The organism is Pseudomonas sp. KBN12P06040, from assembly GCF_037574965.1.
Taxonomy (GTDB): domain Bacteria; phylum Pseudomonadota; class Gammaproteobacteria; order Pseudomonadales; family Pseudomonadaceae; genus Pseudomonas; species Pseudomonas aeruginosa.
Map to the genome: position 1 here is coordinate 2,725,809 of NZ_JBBELS010000001.1, position 23,708 is coordinate 2,749,516.

Consider the following 23,708-nt stretch of genomic DNA (forward strand, 5'->3'; position numbering starts at 1 on the left):
CTTTCCCTCCGATGGGTTTTGCGAGTAAGGAAATGCTATGAGAAGCAAGGCGTCCGGCTTGGCGCTGGTGGTAGTGGCGGGGCTTGTGGCGGGTTGCGCCAGCAGTGGCTATCAGCCCGAGGTCGACTGGCCGGCCGGCTGGCAGGTGATCACCGAGAGCATCCCACCCGAGGCCAGCGACGTGGAGCAACTGGGCTCCCGGCAACTGGCGACCAAGCTCGGGCCGGGAGGTGAGAAGGAAGCCAGCATCGAGTTGCTCAGCCTGAAGATGATGGAAGAGGAGTCGGTGGAGATCGACGGCCAGTTCCAGAGTGTCTTCGATGTCGTCCAATCGGGCTACCGCAAGGCCGGGCTGGGCTCGCGCTGCACCACACCGATCCGCTCGAACCTCGGCGGCCTGGCATCGCTGGAGACCCACTGCCGGATCAGCCAGGGCAACGAGGTGCTGCTGACCCAGATCGTGGCGATGGCCCTGGGACAGCGCGCGATGTACTCCCTGGTATATACCGCCAGTCCGGCCAACAGCGTGGTCTACCGGCAGAGCTACCTGCGCACCCGGGCCAGCCTGGTCCTGCGCTGAAGGGCCAGCCGCTCGACGCCTGGACGCGACCGGCGTCGCTCAGGCTTCCTCGGGCGGCGCCTCGACGCTGAGATAGCGATGGGCGCCGCAACGCCGGCAACGTTGGCGCAGCATCAGGTCGGGGCCTACCGTGACCAGGCTACCTTCGTCCCAGCGGCAACCTCGCAAGAAACAACGCAAGCGCATGACTCCTCCCCGCGGGGCGGCTCGCCCCGTCCACGAAACAGGCAGTGGTGGTGTGGTTCACTCCGGCTTGTTCTTGTCTGGAGGTGGAAAAAGCCTGCGGCGAAGCGTCTAGAATGGGCAACCTAAATTCGCCGGATCATTCCGCGGCGGGATTCATCACCCAACTGGCGGCGGTGACCTGCGGTGCCAGGCACAGCTCGCCGACCATCTGTTCCACCAGCGAATCCTCCTTGTGCAGGGTGAACACCACGGCGTTCACTTCTACGTTGCCGCTGCCTTTCAGCGCGTGGCTTTCCAAGCTCTGCAGGTTCAGGCGGTTGTCGCCCATGCGTTGCAGCAACTGCATGCGCACCAGCGCTTCGTTGCGCGCCTCGCAGGACACGCTGATCTGGTAGAAGCGCTCCTGCTCGGCCTCGCCCGAGGTGTGGCGGTCCACCACCCGGCCGAGAGCGGGCAGGAACAGGTTGGCGATGACGATCAGCGCGGTCGTCATGCAGGCCGCCAGGATGAAACCGCTGCCGGCCAGTACGCCGATCGCGCCGGTGCTCCAGATGCTCGCCGCAGTGCTCAGGCCGCGTACGCTGAGGCCGTCGCGCATGATCACGCCGGCGCCGAGAAAACCGATGCCGCTGACTACCTGGGCCGCCATGCGGGTCACGCTGACCTCGTTGTCGAGCAACAGCGGCAGGATCGAGAAGCTGGCCGCACCGAGTGCGACCATCGCGTGGGTGGCCATGCCGGAAGAGCGCTGTCGCCATTGTCGCTCGAGACCGACCAGCGCACCGAGGCCGAGGGCCGTCACCAGGCCGATGGCGATTTCCGGGGTCATGCTGTGCTCCTGTGAAAAACCGCCCATTGTACGCCGTTCCGTTGGGCCGCGCCGGGGCCGACGGCCCTGGGCGGACAAGCCTCTTGCGTTTACCTTTACGTTAACGTAAACATGCTCTTCGACTTCACCGACACCGCTCGCCGGTGTCCGTCGTAGCGCCCTGGCGGCGCAGGACGACGGTTCAGCGACATTCCCAGAACAACCACAACAAGGGAAAGCCATGAATCAGCCGAGCTATACCTCGGGTCGCCAGGATGTCGCCTTGCTGGCGACCACCGTCGGCGACGCCTTCGATGCCACTGTCGCGCGTCATGCCGAGCGCGAGGCGCTGGTGGTGCGGCATCAACGCCTGCGCTACAGCTGGCGGCAACTGGCGGAGCGGGTCGATGCCTACGCCCGCGCCTTCATCGCCCTGGGTCTGCGCCCCGGCGAACGCCTGGGGATCTGGGCGCCGAACTGCGCCGAATGGTGCATTACCCAGTTCGCCAGCGCCAAGGTCGGTGCGGTCCTGGTGAACATCAACCCGGCATACCGCAGCAGCGAGCTGGAATACGCTCTCAAGCAGTCCGGTTGCAGCTGGCTGATCTGCGCCGACGCCTTCAAGACCAGCGACTACCACGCGATGCTCGGCGACCTGCTGCCGGAGCTGGCGCGGGCGCGTCCGGGCGAACTGGCCAGCGAGCGCCTGCCGGAACTGCGCGGCGTGATCAGCCTGGCCGAGCGGGCGCCAGCGGGCTTCCTGCACTGGCAGGGCCTGCCGGGGCTGGCCGCCGCGGTAGGCGCCGAGGAACTGCGCCAGCGCCAGGCCTCGCTGCAGTTCGACGAGCCGATCAACATCCAGTACACCTCCGGTACCACCGGCTTCCCCAAGGGCGCCACCCTCAGCCACTACAACATCCTCAACAACGGCTACATGGTCGGCGAAAGCCTCGGACTCGGTGCGGAAGACCGCCTGGTGATCCCGGTGCCGCTGTATCACTGCTTCGGCATGGTGATGGGCAACCTCGGCTGCGTCACCCACGGCTCGACCATGATCTACCCGGCGCCCAGCTTCGACGCCGAGGCGACCCTGCTGGCCGTGGCCGAGGAGCGCGCCACCGCGCTGTACGGGGTACCGACCATGTTCATCGCCGAGCTGGATCATCCGCGCCGCCGCGAATTCGACCTTTCCAGCCTGCGCACCGGAATCATGGCCGGCGCCACCTGCCCGATCGAGGTGATGCGGCGGGTCATTGGCGACATGCACATGGCCGAGGTGCAGATCGCCTACGGCATGACCGAGACCAGCCCGGTGTCGCTGCAGACCGGTCCGGACGATGGCCTGGAGCTGCGCGTGACCACTGTCGGACGCACCCAGCCGAGGCTGGAGAGCAAGATCGTCGACCAGACGGGCAGGGTGGTGCCGCGCGGCGAGATCGGCGAGCTGTGCACCCGCGGCTACAGCGTGATGCTCGGCTACTGGAACGACCCCCAGGCCACCGCCGAGGCCATCGACCCGGCGCGCTGGATGCACACCGGCGACCTGGCGGTGATGGACGACGACGGCTACGTGCGGATCGTCGGGCGCAGCAAGGACATGATCATCCGCGGCGGCGAGAACATCTATCCGCGCGAACTGGAGGAGTTCTTCTTCACTCACCCGGCGGTGGCCGACGTGCAGGTGATCGGCATCCCCGACGAGCGCTATGGCGAGGAAATCGTCGCCTGGATCAAGCTGCATCCGGGCCACCACGCCGATGACGAACAGTTGCGGGCGTTCTGCAAGGCGCGTATCGCTCACTTCAAGATCCCGCGCCACTTCAAGTTCGTCGACGAGTTCCCGATGACCGTTACCGGCAAGATCCAGAAGTTCCGCATGCGCGAGGTCAGCATCGAAGAGATTCGCCTGCTCGCGCTGCGCGAGGGGCGCGATTGAGAGGATGGAGCCGCGCCCCGCTCCTGCGCTAAGGTGGCGGGCGGCGCGCAGCGAGGCGAGAGGGACGGGTGAAGAACGACGGCGAGACTCAGGCGAGCACCAAGGGCACCATCTCGGTGCGCCTGGTCGGCGAGGCGCTGGTGGAGTGGCGCCGGCAGGGCGGCGAGGAGGGGGAGGTCCTCCAGGCCGCCGGTATCGATCCGCAGTTGCTCGGCAAACCCTACGCGCGGGTCACCTCGCACGCCTATTCGCGGCTCTGGCTGGATCTGGCTCGGCGCATGGACGACGAGTTCTTCGGCATGGACGCGCGGCGCCTGAAGAGTGGCAGCTTCGCTTTCATGAGCCGCTGCGCGATCCACGAGCAGACCCTGGAACCGGCGCTGACCGGCATCCTGCGATTCCTCTGCCTGCAGTTCGACGACTTCCAGCCGCGCCTGCAGCGCCGCGGCGGCCTGGCGGAAATCGTCCTCGACGAGGCGCCGGGCCGGTACGGGCGAGCGCTGTCCTACTTCACCCTGTGGATGATCACCCATGGCCTGGCCTGCTGGCTGGTCGGCCGGCGCATCCCGATCCTGGCCATCGACCTGCGCTGTCCGCAGCCGGACTACATCGAGGACTACCGGGTGATGTTCAGCGACAACCTGCGTTTCTCCCGTCCCCTCAGCCGCCTGCTGTTCAATGCCGACTGCCTGGCTCTGCCGGTCCGCCGCGACAAGCGGGAGCTGCGGCGCTTCCTGCTCGGCGCGCCGGCCAACATCCTGGTCCGCTATCGCGATCCGCAGAGCCTGGCGGCGCGGATCAAGGCCTACCTGCGCAGCCTGCGGCCGGGACGCTGGCCGGACGCGGACGCGCTCGCCGGGCATTTCTTCATGGCGCCCTCGACCCTGCGCCGCAAGCTGTCCCTGGAAGGGCAGAGCTACCAGGCGCTGAAGGACCAGGTCCGCCGCGACCTGGCCATCGCGCGGCTGGACGCCGGCGCGGCGAATTTCGCCGAACTGGCGCTGGAGCTGGGCTTCGCCGATGGCAGCGCGTTCCACAAGGCGTTCAAGAAGTGGACCGGCTCGACCCCCGGGCAGTACCGGGCGCAGGTCGCGGCGGAAACCGCGTCGGCCGAGTCGTCAGGCGTCTTGTCCGAAACGCTCGGCCGTCGATAGGGCGAATGCCGCGCAGCATCATCCGCGGTATGTCGCGAACGGTTCGGGGGGACAGGCAGCCAGCCCGGATTGTCCAAACCGCTCAGGCAGATTGAAGCCTTTCGACATTGCCCCGCGCCAGCCACGGCGTGAAGATTCCGGCTACTCCATACAAAAACAAGCCGAGGAGTCCTGCAATGCGCGACTACGCCACCACTGCCGCCGGGTTCGACTTGCAGCGGACCGCCGCCGCCACGCTTTCCGGCACGCTCCAGGCGCTCAACGCCTGCGTCGAATGCTGCGACCGGCATGCCCTGCCGGGTCGGATCGCGTTGTTCTGGGAGGGCAAGGATGGCAGTCGCGCCAGCTATACCTTCAGCGAGCTGAAAGCGCTCTCCGGACGTTTCGCCAATTTCCTCCAGGCCCAGGGCGTACGCCCGGGCGACTGCGTCGCCGGCCTGTTGCCGCGCACGCCCGAGCTGCTGGTCACCATCCTCGGCGCCTGGCGCCTGGGCGCGGTGTACCAGCCGCTGTTCACCGCCTTCGGCCCGAAGGCCATCGAACACCGCGTGGCGACCGCCGGCAGCAAGGTGCTGGTCACCGATGCGGCCAACCGCGACAAGCTCGACGAACTCGCCGATCCGCCTCTGGCCGTCACCGTCGGCGGACCGAAGGGGCAGGGCATCCGTCGCGGCGATTTCAGCTTCTGGGCCGAGCTGGAGCGCTATCCGGCCGAATTCGAGCCGGTTCCGCGCAGCGGCGAGGATCCGTTCCTGATGATGTTCACCTCCGGCACCACCGGCCTGGCCAAACCGGTGCCGGTGCCGCTCAAGGCGATCCTCGCCTTTGTCGGCTACCTGCGCGAGGCGGTGGACCTGCGCCCCGAGGACGCCTTCTGGAACCTCGCCGATCCGGGCTGGGCCTACGGCCTCTACTACGCTGTCGCCGGTCCCCTCGCCATGGGCCATCCGACCACCTTCTACGAAGGGCCGTTCAGCGTGGAAAGCACCTGTCGGATCATCCGTGACTACGGCATCACCAACCTCGCCGGATCGCCCACCGCCTATCGCCTGCTGATGGCCGCCGGCGCGGCCGCGGAAACTGCGCTGAAAGGGCGCCTGCGCGCGGTCAGCAGCGCCGGCGAGCCGTTGACGCCGGAGGTGATCCGCTGGTTCGCCGACAGGCTCGGCACCACCATCCACGATCATTACGGGCAGACCGAGCTGGGCATGGTGCTGTGCAACCACCATGCCCTGGCGCATCCGGTGCGGGTCGGCGCCGCCGGATTCGCCTGTCCCGGGCACCGGGTGGTAGTGCTGGACGACGATCTCAACGAACTGCCGCCCGGCCAGCCGGGCATCCTCGCCCTCGACCGGCGGCGTTCGCCGCTGATGTGGTTCCCCGGCTACCAGGGCCTGGAAACCGCAGCCTTCGTCGGCGACTACTACCTGAGCGGCGATACCGTCGAACTCAACGAAGACGGCAGCATCAGCTTCGTCGGCCGCGCCGACGACGTCATTACCACCTCTGGCTACCGGGTCGGCCCGTTCGATGTGGAGAGCGCGCTGATCGAACACCCGGCAGTGATGGAGGCGGCGGTGATCGGCAAGCCCGACCCGGAGCGCACCGAACTGGTCAAGGCCTTCGTCGTGCTCTGCGCCGGCCACCGGCCGACGCCGGAACTGGCGGACGAACTGCAGCGATACGTGCGCCAGCGCCTGTCGGCGCACGCCTACCCGCGGGAGATCGAGTTCCTCGAGGAACTGCCGAAGACCCCCAGCGGCAAGATCCAGCGCTTTCTCCTGCGCAACCAGGAGATCGCCCGGCAACGCGAGGCGGCCCCACGGGCGGCCGCCGCGAACTGATTCAGCAGGAGAAAACGACGTGCGTATCGAAAATCGAGTGTTCCTGGTCACCGGCGGTAGCTCCGGGCTCGGCGCCGCCACCGCGAAGATGCTGGTGGAGCAGGGCGGCAAGGTGGTGCTGGCCGACATCAACGCCGAGGCCGGCGCGGCCAAGGCCGCCGAGCTTGGCGCCCAGGCGCGCTTCGTCAGGGCCGACATCGCCAGCGAGGCCGACGGCCGCCAGGCCGTGGCCACTGCACTGGAGGCCTTCGGCGGCCTCCATGGCCTGGCCAATTGCGCGGGCGTGGCGCCGGCCGAGAAGGTCCTCGGACGCAATGGCATCCATGCCCTGGAGAGTTTCCGCCGGGTCATCGACATCAACCTGGTGGGCAGCTTCAACATGCTGCGCCTGGCCGCCGAGGCCATGTCCCAGGGCCAGCCGGACGAGGGCGGCGAGCGCGGGGTGATCGTCAATACCGCCTCGGTGGCGGCGTTCGACGGGCAGATTGGCCAGGCCGCCTATTCCGCCTCGAAGAGCGGGGTGGTCGGCATGACCCTGCCCATCGCCCGCGAGCTGGCGCGCTTCGGCATCCGAGTGATGACCATCGCCCCGGGCATCTTCGAGACACCGATGATGGCCGGCATGCCCCAGGAGGTGCGCGACTCCCTCGGCGCCAGCGTGCCGTTCCCGCCGCGCCTGGGGCGTCCGGACGAATACGCCGCGCTGGTCCGGCAGATCATCGAGAACAGCATGCTCAACGGCGAAGTGATTCGCCTCGACGGCGCCATCCGCATGGCCGCCCGCTAATACAGGAGGAAGATCCCATGACCCGCGAAGATCCGATCGTCATCGTCAGCGCCGTCCGCACCCCGATGGGCGGCTTCCTCGGCGACTTCAAGGACGTCAACGCCGCTACCCTCGGCGCCGCGGCGGTGCGCGCCGCGGTGGAGCGGGCGCGCCTGCAAGCCGACGAAGTGGACGAGGCCGTGCTTGGCTGCGTGCTCGCCGCCGGCCAGGGCCAGGCGCCGGCGCGCCAGGCGGTGCTTGGCGCCGGGCTGGCGCGCGGCACGCCGTGCTCGACGCTGAACAAGATGTGCGGCTCGGGCATGAAGGCGCTGATGCTCGCCCACGACACGTTGCTCGCCGGCAGCGCCGGGGTCGCGCTGGCCGGGGGCATGGAAAGCATGTCCAACGCGCCCTACCTGCTGGAGCGCGCCCGTAGCGGCTACCGCATGGGCCACGGCAAGGTGCTCGACCACATGTTCCTCGACGGCCTCGAAGACGCCTACGACAAGGGCCGCCTGATGGGCACCTTCGCCGAGGACTGCGCCGAGGCCTACGGCTTCACCCGCGAAGCACAGGACGAGTTCGCCGTGGCCTCGCTGACCCGAGCGCAGCAAGCCATGCGCGACGGGCGCTTCCAGGCCGAGATCGTGCCGCTGACGGTCACCGCCGGCAAGACCGAGCGCCTGGTGGATAGCGACGAGCAGCCGCCGAAGGCCCGGCTGGACAAGATCCCGACCCTGAAGCCGGCGTTCCGCGAAGGCGGCACGGTGACCGCGGCCAACTCCAGTTCGATTTCCGACGGTGCCGCCGCGCTGGTCCTGATGCGCCTTTCCGAGGCCGAGCGACGCGGGCTCGCGCCGTTGGCGGCGATCCGTGGGCATGCTTCGTTCGCCGACGCGCCGAACCTGTTCCCCACCGCGCCGGTCGGTGCGGTGAAGCGCCTGATGCAGCGTACCGGCTGGTCGCTGGGCGAGGTCGACCTGTTCGAGGTCAACGAAGCCTTCGCCGTGGTCGGCATGGCGGCGATGCGCGACCTCGACCTGTCCCACGAACGCCTCAACGTCCACGGCGGCGCCTGTGCGCTGGGCCACCCGATCGGCGCGTCCGGCGCACGGATCGTCGTGACCCTGCTCAACGCCCTGCAGCAGTACGACCTGGAACGCGGCGTGGCGGCGGTCTGCATCGGCGGCGGCGAGGCGACCGCGATCGCCGTCGAGCGCTTGCGCTGATGCAGGCAGTGAAGAAGAGGAACCCGCGATGATTCCCTGCGAAGAAGAGATCCAGATCCGTGACATGGCGCGGCAGTTCGCCCAGGAACGGCTGAAACCGTTCGCCGCCGACTGGGACCGCGAGCACCGTTTTCCGGCCGAGGCGATTCGCGAGATGGCCGACCTCGGCTTCCTTGGCATGCTGGTGCCCGAGGAGTGGGGCGGCGCGCAGACCGGGCACCTGGCCTACGCCATGGCCCTCGAGGAGATCGCCGCTGGCGACGGCGCCTGCTCGACCATCATGAGCGTGCACAACTCGGTCGGCTGCATGCCGATCCACAAGTTCGGCAGCGCCGAGCAGAAGGAGCGCTTCCTCCGTCCGCTGGCCCAGGGTTCGATGCTCGGCGCCTTCGCCCTGACCGAGCCGCAGGCCGGTTCCGACGCGAGCTTCCTGAAGACCCGCGCCCGCCGCGACGGTGACCACTACGTGCTGAACGGTGCCAAGCAGTTCATCACTTCGGGCAGCCACGCGGGGATGGTGATCGTCTTCGCGGTCACCGATCCGGATGCCGGAAAGCGCGGCATCAGCGCGTTCATCGTGCCCACCGACACGCCCGGCTACGAGGTGGTGCGGATCGAGGACAAGCTCGGCCAGCACGCCTCGGACACCTGCCAGCTGGCCTTCAACGACCTGCGTATCCCGGCCACGCTGCGCCTGGGCGAGGAGGGCGAGGGCTACCGCATCGCCCTGGCCAACCTCGAAGGCGGCCGCATCGGCATCGCCGCCCAGGCGGTCGGCATGGCGCGCGCGGCGTTCGAGGCGGCGCGCGACTACGCCCACGAGCGGGAAACCTTCGGCAAGCCGATCATCGAGCACCAGGCAGTGGCCTTCCGCCTGGCCGACATGGCTACCCGCATCGCCGTGGCGCGGCAGATGGTCCACCACGCCGCCAGCCTGCGCGAAGCCGGTCTGCCGTGCCTGACCGAAGCCTCGATGGCCAAGCTGTTCGCCTCGGAAATGGCCGAGGAAGTCTGCTCCGCGGCGATCCAGACCCTCGGTGGCTACGGCTATCTCAAGGACTTCCCGGTGGAGCGCATCTATCGGGACGTGCGGGTCTGCCAGATCTACGAGGGCACCAGCGACGTGCAGCGCCTGGTGATCGCGCGCAGCCTGTAGCGGCGACTATCCGTCGTTTCCGCAACAGCGCCCTCTCCCTTCAGGGAGAGGGCGCGCTGAGGCACCTCGGAAGCAAACGACTGTGGCCTCGTTCGCCCTACGCCCCTTGGCAGGCGCTCACGCCGGCTGTGCCGCCTTGTTCTCGCGCGCGGTGACCTGCTGGCACAGCTCGATGATCTGTTCGCGCATCCAGCGGTTGGCCGGGTCCTGGTCGGTGCTCTCGTGCCAGTACAGGTGGGTTTCCAGCTTCGGCACGTCGCTCACCGGCAGCACCGCGTAGTGCAGGTCGTGGTGACGGGCGAAGCGTTCCGGCACGGTCATCGCCATGTCGGTCTGCTGGACCACCGTGGAGGCCATCAGGTAGTGCTGCGAGCGCAGCGCGATCTTGCGCTGGATGCCCATCTTGCCCAGCGCCAGGTCGATGTAGCCGAGGCCGCTGCGGCGGCTGGAAATATGGATGTGGGTCAGGCCCAGGTAATCGTCCAGGGCCAGCTTCGGCTTGCCCGCCAGTGGGTGGCCGCGGCGCATGGCGCAGACGTAGCGGTCCTCCATCAGCTTGACGTGGCGCACCTGGGGATCGGTGTTCAGCGGCGCGTCGACGGCGAAGTCGAGGCGGCCGGCGGCGAGTTCCTTGGTGGTTTCGCGGCGCTTGGCGAGGAAGCTCTCGATATGCACGTTCGGCGCCAGGCGGCGCAAGCGCTGGAACAGCGGGGGGAGGATGACCGCTTCGGTGAGGTCGGTCATGCTGATGCGGTAGGTCTTGTTCGCCTGCTGCGGATCGAAGCTGCGGCTCTCCTGCACCGAAACCCGCAGCAACTGCAGCGCGTTGCGCACCGGGCCGATGATGTTCTGCGCCATCGGGGTCGGCACCATGCCCTGGGCGGTGCGCACGAACAGCGGGTCGTTGAAGGTCTCGCGCAGGCGGGAAAGGGCGTTGGATACGGCTGGCTGGGTGATGCCGACGATCTGCCCGGCGCGGGTCAGGTTGGCTTCGGTATAGATCGCATCGAACACGATGAACAGGTTCAGGTCGACTTTGTTCAGGTTCATGGCACTGGCTCCGCGACTTTTCTTGTTATTGGGGGCTTGGATGACCCCCATATGGATCATGAATGTTCATGGACGGAAAAAATAGACTGGGCAAATCTTAAGCCCTGTTCCGGCATCGTTACCAGCGCCTTTGTCCGATGCCTCGCCTGCCAACCCGTCAGAAGGTATCCCCATGGATTTCGCCTATTCCCCCAAGGTCCAGGAGCTGCGTGAACGCGTCAGCGCGTTCATGGAAGCGCATGTCTATCCCGCCGAGGCCGTGTTCGAGCGCCAGGTCGCCGAGGGCGACCGCTGGCAGCCGACGGCGATCATGGAAGAGCTGAAGGCCAAGGCCAAGGCCGAAGGGCTGTGGAACCTGTTCCTGCCCGAGTCCGAGTACGGTGCCGGGCTGGCCAACCACGAATACGCGCCGCTGGCGGAAATCATGGGCCGTTCGCTGATCGGGCCGGAACCCTTCAACTGCGCCGCGCCGGATACCGGCAACATGGAGGTGCTGGTGCGCTACGGCAGCGAAGAGCAGAAGCGCACCTGGCTGGAACCGCTGCTGAGCGGCGAGATCCGCTCGGCCTTCGCCATGACCGAACCGGGCGTGGCCTCGTCCGACGCCACCAATATGGAGGCGCGCGCCGAGCGCCAGGGCGACGACTGGGTGATCAACGGACGCAAGTGGTGGACCTCCGGCGCCTGCGATCCGCGCTGCAAGATCCTGATCTTCATGGGCCTGACCAACCCGGACGCGCCGCGCCACCAGCAGCACTCGATGATCCTGGTACCGGTCGACACCCCCGGGGTGAAGATCCTCCGTCCGCTGCCGGTGTTCGGCTACGACGACGCGCCGCATGGCCATGCCGAAGTGCTGTTCGAGAACGTGCGGGTGCCCTACGAGAACGTCATCCTCGGCGAGGGCCGCGGTTTCGAGATCGCCCAGGGGCGCCTCGGCCCGGGCCGCATCCACCACTGCATGCGCTCCATCGGCATGGCCGAGCGCGCCCTCGAACTGATGTGCAAGCGCGCGGTCAGCCGTACCGCGTTCGGCAAGCCGCTGGCGCGCCTGGGCGGCAACATCGACCACATCGCCGACTCGCGGATGGAGATCAACATGGCGCGCCTGCTGACCCTGCAGGCCGCCTACATGATGGATACCGTGGGCAACAAGATCGCCCAGAGCGAAATCGCCCAGATCAAGGTGGTGGCGCCCAACGTGGCGTTGAAGGTGATCGACCGGGCGATCCAGATGCACGGTGGCGCCGGGGTTTCCAACGACTTCCCGCTGGCTTACTGGTACGCCATGCAGCGCACCCTGCGCCTGGCCGACGGTCCGGACGAGGTGCACCGCGCGGCGATCGGCAAGTTCGAGCTGGGCAAGTACGTGCCCAGGGAGATGCTGCGCAGCAGCCGCTGACGGCTGTGGTATAGGGGAAAGGCCCGCGGGTGCGGGCCTTTTTCATTCCGGGGAGTCTGCCCCTTTTTCCTCGGCGTTGCGTTCCAGCTGCCACGCGCGACGGCTGTGCAGCAGGGCGGCGAACTCGCGGGCCGCCCGCTCGTTGCGGAAGCAGATCCCACGCGTGCCGAGGCGGACCCGCCAGAAAGGTTCAGCGTGGGTGTCCAGACGTTCGATCCAGAGCGTGTTCGGCATTCGGTTCGGCCTTGTCCTCGACGGTGGCTTTCGGCGTGCGGGTCTTCAGCAGGGAGAGCAGGATACCGCCCGCCAGCAGGCCGAAGGTTACGCCAAGCGAGAGGCCGGCGGGAATCTTGCCGATCACACCGTGGAGCATGATCTTCGCACCGATGAACACCAGCACCAGGGCCAGGGCGTATTTCAGGTAGACGAAGCGGTGGATCATCGCCGCCAGCGAGAAGTACAGGGCGCGCAGGCCGAGGATGGCGAAGATGTTCGAGGTGTAGACGATGAACGGGTCCTGGGTGATGGCGAAGATCGCCGGCACGCTGTCCACCGCGAACACCAGGTCGGCCAGCTCGATCAGCACCAGGGCGAAGAACAGCGGGGTGGCGTAGCGCACCAGCTTGCCGCTGGCGTCCGGCAGGCGGACGAAGAAGTGATGCTCGTGCAGTTCCTTGGTCACCCGCATGTGCTTGCGCAGGAAGCGCAGCACCGGGTTGTGCTCCAGGTCGGGTTCTTCCTCGTGCTTGTTGAACAGCATCTTCACGCCGCTGAACAGCAGGAAGGCGCCGAACACGTACATGATCCAGTCGAATTCCTTCACCAGCGCGGCGCCCAGGCCGATCATGATGGCCCGCAGGACGATGGCGCCGAGGATGCCCCAGAACAGCACCTGGTGCTGGTAGCGGCGGGGGATGCCGAAGAAGCTGAAGATCATCGCCATGACGAACACGTTGTCCATCGATAGCGACTGTTCGACCAGGAAGCCGGTGTAGTACTCCACCGCGCTGGTGGGGCCGAAGGCGTACCAGACCCAGCCGCCGAAGGCCAGGCCGCAGGCGAAGTAGCCGGCGGACAGCAGCAGGCTTTCGCGCACGCCGATTTCGTGGTGGTCGCGTTGCAGCACGCCGAGGTCGAGGACCAGGAGAACGATGACGATGGCCAGGAAGGCCAGCCAGAACCAGGTAGCCGTACCGAGGAACGGTTCGGTGAGAAATGCATGCAGAGCTGCCATTGGGCCCCCTCGCTTCGAATTGTCGGATGGTCATGTGACTCCGACATGGCGGCAATTGCTTACCGTCAGAGGGGCCCGCAGTCACTCGGAAAAAATAAACCAGGCTCCGGGCGCCGGCAAAACGGCGAGGTTACAAAGTGCTACAGCGTTCAGTAGACCCAGACTTCCACCCGCCGGTTCTTCTGTCGGCCCAGTTCCTGGTCATTGCTGGCGACCGGCAACTCGTCGCCGAAGCCGGCGATCTCGCGGAAACTCACGCCGCCGCGGGCCAGTTCGCGGCGCACGGCCATGGCGCGCAGGCGCGAAAGCAGGACCGAACGCTCGGCGTCGGACTTGGGATCGCCGAAGCCCACCAGCACGGTGCGCTCCTGCAACTTCCGATTTTGCCGCAGGTAGTCCAGCAAACGCTGTACGTCGAGCAGTGCCTTGTTGTCGAGCAGCGCGCTGCCTTCCTGGAAGCGGAAGTTCACCGTCAGGCGCCGCGCCTGTTCCGCGAGCTTGCGGTATTCGGCGGGCATCTGCGGGCGCGGTGCGATCTGCACCGCCTGGATCTTCTGCGCGACGAAGCCGCTGCGGGTGACGATTGCCTGGCCGCGCGGGCCCTGGGCGAAACGTACCAGGGCCTGGGCCCAGGGGTTCTTCTCGCCGGGCTTCAGGTAGAGGAACAGGCGGCGCGACAGCGGGTAGTCCTCGGTGGCGATCAGGCTTTCCTGGGGCGCCATCGGCAGCGATTCGCCGTCGGCGATGGCCAAGGCGCGGGCCCGGCCCACCGACGCGATGCCGACGAAGCCGATGGCGTGCGGATCGGCGCTCACCGCGGCCGCCAGCCGATCGTTGGATTCGAAGCGGCGGGCGTCGCTGGCCAGGCTCTTGCCGTGACTGGCCAGCACCAGTTCCTTGAAGGTGTCGTAGGTGCCGGACTGCTCGTCGCGAGCGTACAGGCGGATGGCGCCGCCCTTGCCGCCCAGTTCTTCCCAGGTACGCACCTCGCCGGCGAACACCGCCGCCAGTTGCGCGGTGTCCAGCGAGGCCAGCGGGTTGTCCGGATGCAGGATGATCGCCAGTCCGTCGATGGCGATCACCTGCTCGGCATATGGGCTGCGCAGGTCGCCGAAGCCGGCCAGGGCGCGAACTTCGCTGTCCTTGACGGGGCGCGAGGCCGCGGCGAGTTCGGCGTGGCGTTCGAGGAGGGCGGCGAAGCCGGTGCTCGAACCGTGGGCGGATAGCTCCACCCTCACCAGGCGGCCGTCGCGGCTCTTGCCGAGCAGATGGAGTTCGTTTTCCCGTTCTCCGGGGGTACGGCGGATATCCTCCAGGCCTTCCTCTTCCATCAGGCCCTCGACCAGGGCCGGCAGGAGCTTCGCGCCGATGGTGTTGGAACCCTGGATGCGCAGCGCCGGCGTGTCGTCCGAGGGGATCGGCAAGGGGGCGGCGAATACCGACCAGGGGAAGGCGTAACAGAGGAATCCGAGGAAAACCAGGCTCAGGGTACGGCTCCAGAGGTCTTTGTCACTGGCGCGCTGGCGGTGTGGCATCGCGGGCATCGTCTTCTATGGGGAAGGGAATTTGCCGGCGAGATTAAGTCAGACGGGTGACGCTAAGGTTACAGCGTTGGGGAATCATGGCCCTGCGCCATTGTCTCGGTCAGGAAGTCGAGAAACACCCGGGTCTTGCCGGCCAGTTGGCGCGATGGATAGACCGCGTGGATCGCCGTCTCGTCGGCCTTCCAGTCAGCCAGCAATTCAACCAGGCGGCCTTCGGCCAGTTCCGCCTGTACGTACAGCCGTGGGATCAGGCTCAAGCCGAAGCCGGCGAGCAGGGCATCGCGCACCGCCAGGCTGGAGGACACCCGGTAACGCCCGGCGATAGGCACCGCTATGCACTCGCGGCCCTTGCGGAAGGTCCAGCGGTCGGCATGGCCAGAGAGGCTGAAGCGGATGCACTCGTGTTCGCGCAGGGCCTCCGGCCGCAGCGGCTGGCCATGCTGACCGAGGTAGGCCGGCGCCGCGCAGAGCACGTGCTCCAGGATCAGCAGCGGGCGGGCGACCAGGCCGGAGTCCGCAACCCGGTCGCTACCGCGCAGGGCCAGGTCGATGCCTTCGGCGATCAGGTCCTGGCGGCCGTCCTGCAGGAGCAGTTCCAGGCGCAGGTCCGGATAACGCTGGAGAAAAGCCGGAATGGCCGGGGTCAGGCAGGTGAGGGCGAGGGTCAGTGGGGCGCTGACCCGCAGCAGGCCGCTGGGGCCCTGCTGCATCGAAGTGAGCGCGGCGTCGGCGGCCTCGAGGTCGTCGAGGATGCGCTCCAGGCGCTGCCGGTAGACTTCGCCGGCCTCGGTCAGGCTCATGCTGCGGGTGGTGCGATTGATCAGGCGCACCTTGAGGTGCGCTTCCAGCTCGGCGACGTTCTTGCTCACGGCGGCCGGCGAGAGATTCATCTGCCGGGCCGCGGCGGCGAAGCCGCCATTCGCGGCCACGGCGCGGAAGACCTTGAGGGCGGTGAGGTGATCCACGGCGATAATTCACTATCAGTAATCAATGAATCAGGGATTAAAGCATTATCAACCCGAGGTGTGCTGGCTAAAGTCTCGCCATAGTCCACGGTCCTAGAGGTGAATGACCATGCAACCCTTCGTCGTCGAACGTCTCGATCACATCGTCCTGCGGGTCCGCGACCTGGAACGCAGCATCGCGTTCTATCGCGATGTCCTCGGTTGCGTGGTGGTGAAGTGGCGCGACGACCTGGAGCTGGCCCATCTGCGCCTGGGCACGTCGATGCTCGACCTGGTCGCGGTGTCCGGGTCGCTCGGCCGGGAGGGCGGTGCGGCGCCGGGTGGGGAAGGGCGCAACGTCGATCATTTCTGCGTGCGCATCGAGCCGTTCGACGAGGCCGCGCTGATCGCCCATCTCGAGGGGTTCGGCCTGGTCCCGCAGGTTCCCGCGGAAATCCGCTTCGGCGCCGAGGGCGACGGCTGGTCGCTGTACTTCTTCGATCCGGACGGCAATCGAGTGGAGCTGAAGGGGGCGCGGGTGGACAATCCTGCCTGAGGGAAAGGTCGCGCGCCGGATAGGGGGGCGTCGGCGAGATCGCCCGGGCCAGGCAGCGACCGCCTGAAGGCTCATCCGGGGATGAGCCTTTTCCTTAGGCTGGGTCTCAGGCCAGTTCCAGCCAGATCGGGGCGTGATCGGAGGGTTTCTCCATACCGCGCAGGTCGTAGTCGATGCCGGCGTCCTTGAAGCGCGACTGCAGCACCCGGCTGGCCAGGATCACATCGATGCGCAGGCCGCGCTTGGGGGTGTCCTCGAAGCCACGGCTGCGGTAGTCGAACCAGCTGAAGCGGTCGTTCACCTCCGGATTCAGGGCCCGGAAGCTGTCGACCAGGCCCCAGTTCTTCAAGGTAGCCAGCCATTCGCGCTCTTCCGGCAGGAAGCTGCACTTGCCGGTCTTCAGCCAGCGCTTGCGGTTTTCCTCGCCGATGCCGATGTCGCAGTCTTCCGGCGAGATATTGATGTCGCCCATCACCACCAGGGCCTGCTCGGGCTTGAAGCTGTTCTCCAGCAGCGACTGGAGATCGGCGTAGAAGCGCTGCTTGGCCGGGAACTTGGTCGGATGCTCGCGGTTCTCGCCTTGCGGGAAGTAACCGTTCATCACCGTGATCGGGTTGCCCTGGGCGTCGCTGAAGGTGCCCCAGATGAAGCGACGCTGGGACTCCTCGCCGTCGCTCGGGAAGCCGCGGTGCAGTTCCAGGGGCGCCTGGCGGGAGAGCAGGGCGACGCCGTAGTGGCCTTTCTGCCCGTGGTAGTGGACGTGGTAGCCGAGCGCCTCGATCTCGGCCTGGGGAAACTGGTCGTCGGCGACCTTGGTTTCCTGCAGCCCGATCACGTCGGGCTGGTGCCGCTCGATCAGCGCCGCCAACTGGTGCGGCCGGGCGCGCAGACCGTTGATATTGAAAGAGACGATTTTCATGGTGGGCGTCCTGGCAAAAACAGGAATGCTAGCCCAGCCGGGGGATGCCTGGCGACCCTGGAGGCGCTGTGCTAGTGTCCGCCGGGTACCCGATGGCTGTGTGGCTTGGCGCTTTGCCGGCCCTGTGGTCTGCCGCGGACGGGGATGGCCAGGCCATCCGCTCGACCAATCGCCGTGGCGAAGCGTGCGTGTCGCCGCTCCTGCGGCCGACAAGGAATGCGTTCCATGCCTGATCAGGTCACCGATGTCCGTCTGCTCGACGACGGCTATAGCCGCGAAGTCCGCTCGCTTTTCTACCACGCCTACCGCCACGAACCGACCTTCGCCTACCTGATGGATGCGCAGCGCGCCGGCTACGACCAGCGCGTGCGTGCCTGCGTCCGGGAGATGGTCGAGCGCCATCTGGGCGAAGAGTTGCCGGCCATCGGCCTGTTCATCGACGATCGGCTGGTCGCGGCGGCCCTGATCACGCCGCCGCAGCGGCGCCTGGATATCACCGAGAGCTGGAGCTGGCGCCTGCGCATGCTGTTCAGCGTCGGCCTGGCCGCGACCCGGCGCTACCTGGATTACCACCGGGCGGTGCAGGCCTGCCTGCCGGTCGGCCCCCACCACCAGTTGCCGATGCTCGGTGTGCATCCCGAGTACCAGGGCAGGCAGATCGGCGAGCAGTTGCTGGCGGCCGTGCAGCGCTGGTGCGCCGAGGACTCCGCTTCGCAGGGGCTGGTCCTGGATACCGGCAATGCGCGCTACCTGGACTTCTACCAGCGGCACGGCTACCGCGAGATCGGCGAGGTGACGCTGGGAGCGGTGCGCGAGCACGTCCTCCTGCATCCTGGCGAGACGCCGGCGGCGACCTGAGCGTTCCCCCGGACGCGCGAGAAAAGCCATGCCTGTCAGGCGCTTGGCGTCATAAAACCCGAATGTCAGGAGGTGGTCGGCGGCGTCCGCGCAAATCTGGACGCGCGCCACCCGCCTGCGTAGCATCCGCGCCATGAGACTGACTCAAGGATTGTTCCGGTTCCCGCTGGCCGGGCTGCTGTGCCTGAGTACGGCCGCCTTCGCGGAGAGCCAGCTTAGCGTGCGCGTCACCCCCGCCAATGCTGCCCTGAAGGCCAATATCGAGGCCTACGTGGGTAGCCTCGGCGAGCGGGACGAGGCGGCGTTGCAACGTTTCCGCCGCAATGCCGAGGCGCAGGCGGAAAAGGCGGCCCAGGCGCTCGGCTACTTCCAGGCGCAGATCGACAGCGAGGTGAAGGACGGCAAGCCGCCGAAGCTCACGCTCAAGGTAGTGCCCGGCGAGCCCGTGCGCCTGCGCCAGGTGAATATCCAGGTGCTCGGCGAGGCCGCCAGCCTGGAGAGCTTCCGCTTGCCGTCGGGCAAGCAGCTGAAACCGGGCGCGAAGCTGAACCAGGGCGTCTACGAGGACGCCAAGCGGCTGATCCAGAACCAGGCCTCGCGCTACGGCTTCTTCCAGGGCCGCTTCAGCACCCAGCGCCTGAGCATCGATCCGCGCGCCGGCATCGCCGACATCGACCTGGTCTACGACAGCGGCCAGCGCTACACCTTCGGCAAGGTGAGCTTCGACGGCGACTCGATCATCGAGGAAGAACTGTTGCGCCGCATGGTGCCGTTCAAGGCCGGCCAACCCTATGACTCCGAACTGATCGCCGAACTCAACCAGAACCTGCAATCCAGCGGCTACTTCGAGGGCGTGCGGGTCGACGCCGCGCCGACCCAGGCGCAGGCCGACGGCGCGCGCCAGGCGATCCCGGTAGCGGTCCGGCTGGAGGCGCGCAAGCCCCGGACCATGGGCGTCGGCCTCGGCTTCTCGACCGACGTCGGGGCGCGCGCGAGGTTCAACTGGACCCGCCATTGGGTGAATGCCGAAGGGCATAGCCTGGGATTCGAGTCGGAAATCTCCGCACCACGGCAGAACGTCGGCGCCTGGTACGAGATTCCCCTCGATCCGCCGCTCACCGACAAGCTGCGCTTCACCAGCGGCTACCAGTTCGAAGACCTGGTCGACACCGAGAGCAAGCTGCTGACCCTTGGCGGCGAATGGCACAGCAAGCAGCCCGATGGCTGGCAGCGGGTGGTTTCGCTGAACTGGATGCGCGAGGAGTACAAGCTGGGCGACGACTCCGGGCTGAGCAGCTTCCTGATGCCGGGGATCGGCTACTCGCTGCTGGAGACCGACAACAAGGTCGACCCCAGCCATGGCTACCGCCTGCAGTTCAACGTCAAGGGGGCGAAGGAAGGCCTGCTGGCCGACGCCGACGTCCTCCATGTCGACGCCATGGCCAAGGGCCTGACCAGCTTCGCCGGCGGCCATCGCCTGCTCGGCCGCCTGCAGGTAGGCGGAATCGCCACCAACGACTACAAGTCGATCCCGCCCTCGCTGCGCTTCTTCGCCGGCGGCGACCAGAGCGTGCGCGGCTACGACTACCGGACGCTGTCGCCGGAGAATTCCGATGGCGACAAGATCGGCGGCCGCTACATGATCGCCGGCAGCGTCGAGTATCAATATCCGCTGGCCGAGCGCTGGCGCCTGGCGACCTTCGTCGACCAGGGCAACGCCTTCAACTCGCTGGACTTCCCGTCGATCAAGACAGGGGTCGGCTTCGGCGTGCGCTGGGTCTCGCCGGTCGGCCCGTTGCGCCTCGACCTGGCCCATGCGCTCGACGACGACGGCGGTTTCCGCCTGCACTTCTCCATGGGGCCAGAACTGTGAAGGCGCTGAAGATCACCCTGCTGGCCATAGTCGGGCTGCTCCTCGCGCTGCTCCTGGGACTCGCTGCGCTGCTCGGCACCCAGGCCGGCAGCGCCTGGCTGCTCGGCCGCGTGCCGGGCCTGCAGGTCAGCGGCTTCGAGGGTCGCCTCGGTGGCGCCTGGCAGGCACAGCGGCTGTCCTGGGCGCAGGACGGTACGCAACTGGTCGTCGAGCGGCCGGAACTGCGCTGGTCGCCGGCTTGCCTGGCGGGGCTGCGCCTGTGCCTGCAGCGGGTGGCCGCCGAGCGGGTCGCGCTGGACCTGCCGCCGAGCGGCGACAGCGCCGACAGCGGGCCGATCAGCCTGCCGACGCTGAAACTGCCGCTGAGCATCGAACTCGGCGAAGTGGCGGTCGGCAGCTTCCTGCTCGACGGCAACCAGCAGGTCGCCGAACTCAAGCTGGCGGCCCATTGGCTGGCCGACGGCCTGCACATCGACTCGCTGACGGCGCGGGGCTTCGGCCTGGACCTGGCGCTCCAGGGGCGCTTGCAGCCGAGCGGCGACTGGCCCTTGCAGGCCGAAGCCACGCTCGGCCTGCCCGCTCCCGAAGGCAAGCCGTGGAAGCTGGCCGTCCAGGTCGGCGGTGAGCTGCAGCAGGCGCTGACCCTGAAAGGCCGCAGCAGCGGTTACCTGGACGGCAGCCTGGAAGGACAGTTGCAGGCGCTGGCGGAAAACCTGCCGGCACGATTGCTGATCCGCGCCGACGGTTTCAAGGGCGCGGCCGGACTACCGGAAACCTTGACCCTGAATGCCATCCAGCTCGATGCCGGCGGCGATCTCAAGAGCGGTTACCTGATCCGCGGCGGCGCCAGCCTGCCGGGCGAGGGCGGGGCGGTGGCGTTGAGCCTGGACGGGCGGGTCGACGCCCAGGGCGCGGATATCCGCCAACTGCGCCTGGACGCTGGCGGCGAGCAGCGCCTGGAGCTGGTCGGACGCCTGGACTGGCGCGAAAGCCTGGCCGCCGACGCGACCCTGGACTGGAAGGACTTCCCCTGGCTGCGCCTGTATCCGCTGGCGGAGCCGCCGCCGGTGACGCTGAAGACCTTCAAGGCGGAAGTGCATTACCAGGACCAGCGCTACCTGGGCAATTTCAGCGCGGCGGCGAGCGGTCCGGCGGGCGACTTCACGCTGGCCAGCCCGGTGTCCGGCGACCTCGTCCAGCTCAACCTGCCGTCGCTGCAGCTCCGCGCCGGGCAAGGCCAGGCCGAGGGCCGGGTGACGTTGCGTTTCGACAATGGCGTGGCTTGGGATACCGCCCTGCAGCTCAGCGAACTGAACCCGGCGTACTGGGTCGCCGAGCTGCCGGGTTCACTGGCCGGTCCCTTGCGCAGCCAGGGAAGTGTTCGCGACGAGCGGCTGGCGTTGGGCGTGGATCTCGACGTCAAGGGCCGCCTGCGCGGCCAGCCGGCGCTATTCCAGGCGCGCGCCGAAGGCGAGGGGCAGCGCTGGACGCTGGGCAACCTCGACCTGCGCCTGGGGGATAACAAGGTGCAGGGCAGCGGGGCGCTCGACCAGCGCCTGCAAGGCCGCCTGGACATCGCCCTGAACCGTCTCGGCCAGCTTTGGCCGCAACTCTTCGGTCGCCTCGACGGACGCCTCGACTTGGCTGGCAGCCTCGCGGCGCCGCAAGGCAGGCTGAACCTCAAGGGACAGCAGATCGCCTACGCCGAGCAGCGCATCGCCGGCCTCGACCTGCAGGCGAACCTCGATGCCCGGCAGAACGGCACCCTGGCGCTGGTCGCTTCCGGCCTGCGCAGCGGCGAAACCGATCTCGGCCTGTTCAAGGCCAATGCCCGCGGCGACCAACGCCGCCAGCAACTGGAACTGGACCTGCAAGGTGCCTTGCTCAAGCTCGGCCTGGCCTTCGACGGGCAACTGGAGCGCGGCAACTGGCGCGGTCGCCTGGCGCGCGGCGAGTTGAGCAGCGGCGGCCAGGACTGGAAGCTACAGCAGCCGGCGCGCCTGGAGCGGTTGGCCGACGGCAAGGTCAATTTCGGCGCACATTGCTGGGTATCCGGCGCTGCCAGCCTCTGCGGCGGCGAGCAGCGCCTGCTGCCCGAGCCGCGGCTGCGCTACACCTTGCGCGACTTCCCGCTGGACAGCCTGAAGCAATGGTTCCCCGAGGATTTCGCCTGGCAGGGCAAGCTGAACGGCGACCTGCAACTGGACGTTCCGGCCCGCGGCCCGAGCGGCGTGGTCAGCCTGGACGCCGGCAGCGGTACGCTGCGCCTGCGCGACCAGGGCCAGTGGGTCGACGTCGGCTACGACAGCCTGCGCCTGGAGAGCCGGCTGGCGCCCAACCGCGTCGATACCTCCCTCGACTTCCGCGGACCGAAGCTCGGCGAGTTGCGGGTGCAGGCGCAGATCGACCCGCGCCCGGCGAGCAAGCCGCTGAGCGGCGAGTTCAGCCTGGCCGGCCTCGACCTGTCGGTGGCGCGCCCGTTCGTGCCGATGGTGGAGAAACTGCAAGGCAGGCTGAACGGCAGCGGCCGGCTTTCCGGCGGCCTGCTGGCGCCGCGGGTCGACGGACGGGTGACGCTGAGCGACGGCAACATCGGCGGCGGCGAGCTGCCGACCAGCTTCGAGAACCTTTCCCTCGACGCTCGCATCGCTGGCGAAAGCCTGGAACTCGGCGGCGGCTGGCGCAGCGGCAGGTACGGCCAGGGCAGCCTGTCCGGCAACCTGAGCTGGGGCGAGGCGCTGAACGTCGCCCTGAACATTCGTGGCAACCGCCTGCCGGTGGTGGTCGATCCCTATGCGCAACTGGAGGTGGAACCGGACCTGAAGATCGGCATGGCCGGCCAGGAGCTGGCGATCTCCGGCAAGGTCCTGGTGCCGCGTGGCGACATCACCATCCGCCAGTTGCCGCCATCGACGGTCAAGGTCTCCGACGACGCGGTGATCGTCGGCTCCGAGCAGCCCGAGCAGCAGCCGCTGAAGATGAAGATGGACATCGATGTCGAGGTCGGCCAGGACAAGCTGGCGTTCTCCGGCTTCGGCCTCAGCGCCGAACTGGCCGGCCACCTGCACATCGGCGACAACCTGGATACCCGCGGCGAGCTGAACCTGAACAAGGGCCGCTATCGTGCCTACGGCCAGCGCCTGACGATCCGTAGGGCGCGGCTGTTCTTCGCCGGACCGATCGACCAGCCGTACCTGGATATCGAGGCGATCCGCCGGGTCGACGATGTGGTCGCCGGCCTGCGCCTGACCGGCAGCGCCGAGCAGCCGACCAGCGCGGTATTCTCCGAACCGGCGATGAGCCAGGAGCAGGCGCTGTCCTACCTGGTGCTGGGGCGGCCGATGAGCACCGGCGAAGACAGCAACATGCTCGGCGAGGCGGCCCTGGCCCTGGGCCTGGCGGGTAGCGCACCGCTCACCGGGGAAATCGCCAAGCAGCTCGGCATCCAGGACTTCCAGCTGGACACCGAGGGCACCGGCAACAGCACCAGCGTGGTCGCCAGCGGGAATATCACCGACAAGCTCAGCCTGCGCTATGGTGTTGGAGTGTTCGAACCGGCAAATACCATCGCCTTGCGCTACCAGTTGACCAAACGCCTCTATCTCGAAGCGGCGAGCGGCCTGGCCAGTTCGCTGGACCTGTTCTTCAAGCGCGATTTCTGACGGATGC

General features: G+C 67.7%; 20 protein-coding genes. 12 read left to right on the forward strand and 8 right to left on the reverse strand.

Annotated elements, in window-relative coordinates; translation table 11 throughout:
• Window positions 1-37: 37 nt before the first annotated feature.
• Window positions 38-580, forward strand: a complete 543-nt coding sequence (locus tag VQ067_RS13040; protein WP_003090018.1) for a DUF4946 domain-containing protein — start codon at window positions 38-40, stop codon at window positions 578-580.
• 39 nt (window positions 581-619) lie between these two features.
• On the opposite strand, the gene VQ067_RS13045 is transcribed toward VQ067_RS13040, so the two are convergent.
• Both VQ067_RS13045 and VQ067_RS13050 read right to left on the reverse strand, forming a co-directional pair.
• Window positions 620-766, reverse strand: coding sequence for a PSPA7_2676 family Cys-rich small protein (locus VQ067_RS13045; protein WP_003090016.1), 147 nt, complete (start codon window positions 764-766; stop codon window positions 620-622).
• A 136-nt stretch (window positions 767-902) separates the two neighbouring features.
• The gene (locus tag VQ067_RS13050) at window positions 903-1,595 is read right to left on the reverse strand and encodes an MgtC/SapB family protein (protein ID WP_003102512.1); all 693 of its coding nucleotides are present in this window, start codon (window positions 1,593-1,595) and stop codon (window positions 903-905) included.
• A 220-nt stretch (window positions 1,596-1,815) separates the two neighbouring features.
• On the opposite strand from VQ067_RS13050, the gene VQ067_RS13055 reads away from it, so the two are divergent.
• The 6 genes from VQ067_RS13055 to VQ067_RS13080 all read left to right on the forward strand — a co-directional run bounded on the left by VQ067_RS13055 (window position 1,816) and on the right by VQ067_RS13080 (window position 9,659).
• On the forward strand, window positions 1,816-3,510 hold the full coding sequence (locus VQ067_RS13055; protein ID WP_003090011.1) for an AMP-binding protein: 1,695 nt from the start codon (window positions 1,816-1,818) through the stop codon (window positions 3,508-3,510).
• Between the two features lie 68 nt (window positions 3,511-3,578).
• Window positions 3,579-4,664, forward strand: coding sequence for an AraC family transcriptional regulator (locus tag VQ067_RS13060; RefSeq protein ID WP_003131253.1), 1,086 nt, complete (start codon window positions 3,579-3,581; stop codon window positions 4,662-4,664).
• A 176-nt stretch (window positions 4,665-4,840) separates the two neighbouring features.
• On the forward strand, window positions 4,841-6,508 hold the full coding sequence (locus VQ067_RS13065) for an acyl-CoA synthetase (RefSeq protein ID WP_003139051.1): 1,668 nt from the start codon (window positions 4,841-4,843) through the stop codon (window positions 6,506-6,508).
• Window positions 6,509-6,527: 19 nt separating this feature from the next.
• Complete coding sequence (locus VQ067_RS13070; RefSeq protein ID WP_003090005.1) at window positions 6,528-7,295, forward strand: 3-hydroxyacyl-CoA dehydrogenase; 768 nt, start codon at window positions 6,528-6,530, stop codon at window positions 7,293-7,295.
• Window positions 7,296-7,312: 17 nt separating this feature from the next.
• Window positions 7,313-8,503: an acetyl-CoA C-acyltransferase gene (locus tag VQ067_RS13075; RefSeq protein WP_003108823.1), complete on the forward strand. Its 1,191-nt coding sequence runs from the start codon at window positions 7,313-7,315 to the stop codon at window positions 8,501-8,503.
• A gap of 28 nt (window positions 8,504-8,531) precedes the next feature.
• Window positions 8,532-9,659, forward strand: a complete 1,128-nt coding sequence (locus VQ067_RS13080; RefSeq protein ID WP_003090001.1) for an acyl-CoA dehydrogenase family protein — start codon at window positions 8,532-8,534, stop codon at window positions 9,657-9,659.
• Window positions 9,660-9,776: 117 nt separating this feature from the next.
• Here VQ067_RS13080 and VQ067_RS13085 read toward each other — a convergent pair whose 3' ends face one another.
• Window positions 9,777-10,709 carry a LysR family transcriptional regulator gene (locus VQ067_RS13085; protein WP_003090000.1) on the reverse strand — a complete coding sequence of 311 codons (933 nt, stop codon included), beginning with the start codon at window positions 10,707-10,709 and terminating at the stop codon, window positions 9,777-9,779.
• Window positions 10,710-10,881: 172 nt separating this feature from the next.
• On the opposite strand from VQ067_RS13085, the gene VQ067_RS13090 reads away from it, so the two are divergent.
• Entirely contained in the window at window positions 10,882-12,111 is a 1,230-nt protein-coding gene (locus VQ067_RS13090; protein WP_003089998.1) for an acyl-CoA dehydrogenase, read from the forward strand.
• A 42-nt stretch (window positions 12,112-12,153) separates the two neighbouring features.
• Here VQ067_RS13090 and VQ067_RS13095 read toward each other — a convergent pair whose 3' ends face one another.
• From VQ067_RS13095 to VQ067_RS13110, 4 genes are all read right to left on the reverse strand, one after another.
• Complete coding sequence (locus tag VQ067_RS13095) at window positions 12,154-12,345, reverse strand: hypothetical protein (protein ID WP_003089995.1); 192 nt, start codon at window positions 12,343-12,345, stop codon at window positions 12,154-12,156.
• The gene (locus VQ067_RS13100; RefSeq protein WP_003104462.1) at window positions 12,302-13,345 is read right to left on the reverse strand and encodes a TerC family protein; all 1,044 of its coding nucleotides are present in this window, start codon (window positions 13,343-13,345) and stop codon (window positions 12,302-12,304) included. Before VQ067_RS13100 ends, VQ067_RS13095 begins: the two co-directional genes overlap by 44 nt.
• A 149-nt stretch (window positions 13,346-13,494) precedes the next feature.
• Complete coding sequence (locus VQ067_RS13105) at window positions 13,495-14,889, reverse strand: substrate-binding domain-containing protein (RefSeq protein ID WP_073657102.1); 1,395 nt, start codon at window positions 14,887-14,889, stop codon at window positions 13,495-13,497.
• A 59-nt stretch (window positions 14,890-14,948) separates the two neighbouring features.
• Window positions 14,949-15,854, reverse strand: coding sequence for a LysR family transcriptional regulator (locus tag VQ067_RS13110; RefSeq protein WP_021264879.1), 906 nt, complete (start codon window positions 15,852-15,854; stop codon window positions 14,949-14,951).
• 103 nt (window positions 15,855-15,957) lie between these two features.
• On the opposite strand from VQ067_RS13110, the gene VQ067_RS13115 reads away from it, so the two are divergent.
• Window positions 15,958-16,389, forward strand: a complete 432-nt coding sequence (locus VQ067_RS13115) for a VOC family protein (protein ID WP_003139067.1) — start codon at window positions 15,958-15,960, stop codon at window positions 16,387-16,389.
• A gap of 106 nt (window positions 16,390-16,495) precedes the next feature.
• Here VQ067_RS13115 and xthA read toward each other — a convergent pair whose 3' ends face one another.
• The gene (gene xthA, locus VQ067_RS13120) at window positions 16,496-17,308 is read right to left on the reverse strand and encodes an exodeoxyribonuclease III (protein ID WP_003089983.1); all 813 of its coding nucleotides are present in this window, start codon (window positions 17,306-17,308) and stop codon (window positions 16,496-16,498) included.
• A gap of 144 nt (window positions 17,309-17,452) precedes the next feature.
• Between xthA and VQ067_RS13125 the strand changes: the two genes are divergently transcribed.
• The 3 genes from VQ067_RS13125 (at window position 17,453) to VQ067_RS13135 (ending at window position 23,701) form a co-directional block, all read left to right on the forward strand.
• Window positions 17,453-18,166, forward strand: a complete 714-nt coding sequence (locus tag VQ067_RS13125) for a GNAT family N-acetyltransferase (protein WP_021264878.1) — start codon at window positions 17,453-17,455, stop codon at window positions 18,164-18,166.
• Between the two features lie 133 nt (window positions 18,167-18,299).
• On the forward strand, window positions 18,300-20,039 hold the full coding sequence (locus VQ067_RS13130; RefSeq protein ID WP_003122638.1) for an autotransporter assembly complex protein TamA: 1,740 nt from the start codon (window positions 18,300-18,302) through the stop codon (window positions 20,037-20,039).
• Complete coding sequence (locus VQ067_RS13135; RefSeq protein WP_033991009.1) at window positions 20,036-23,701, forward strand: translocation/assembly module TamB domain-containing protein; 3,666 nt, start codon at window positions 20,036-20,038, stop codon at window positions 23,699-23,701. Before VQ067_RS13130 ends, VQ067_RS13135 begins: the two co-directional genes overlap by 4 nt.
• Window positions 23,702-23,708: the final 7 nt, after the last annotated feature.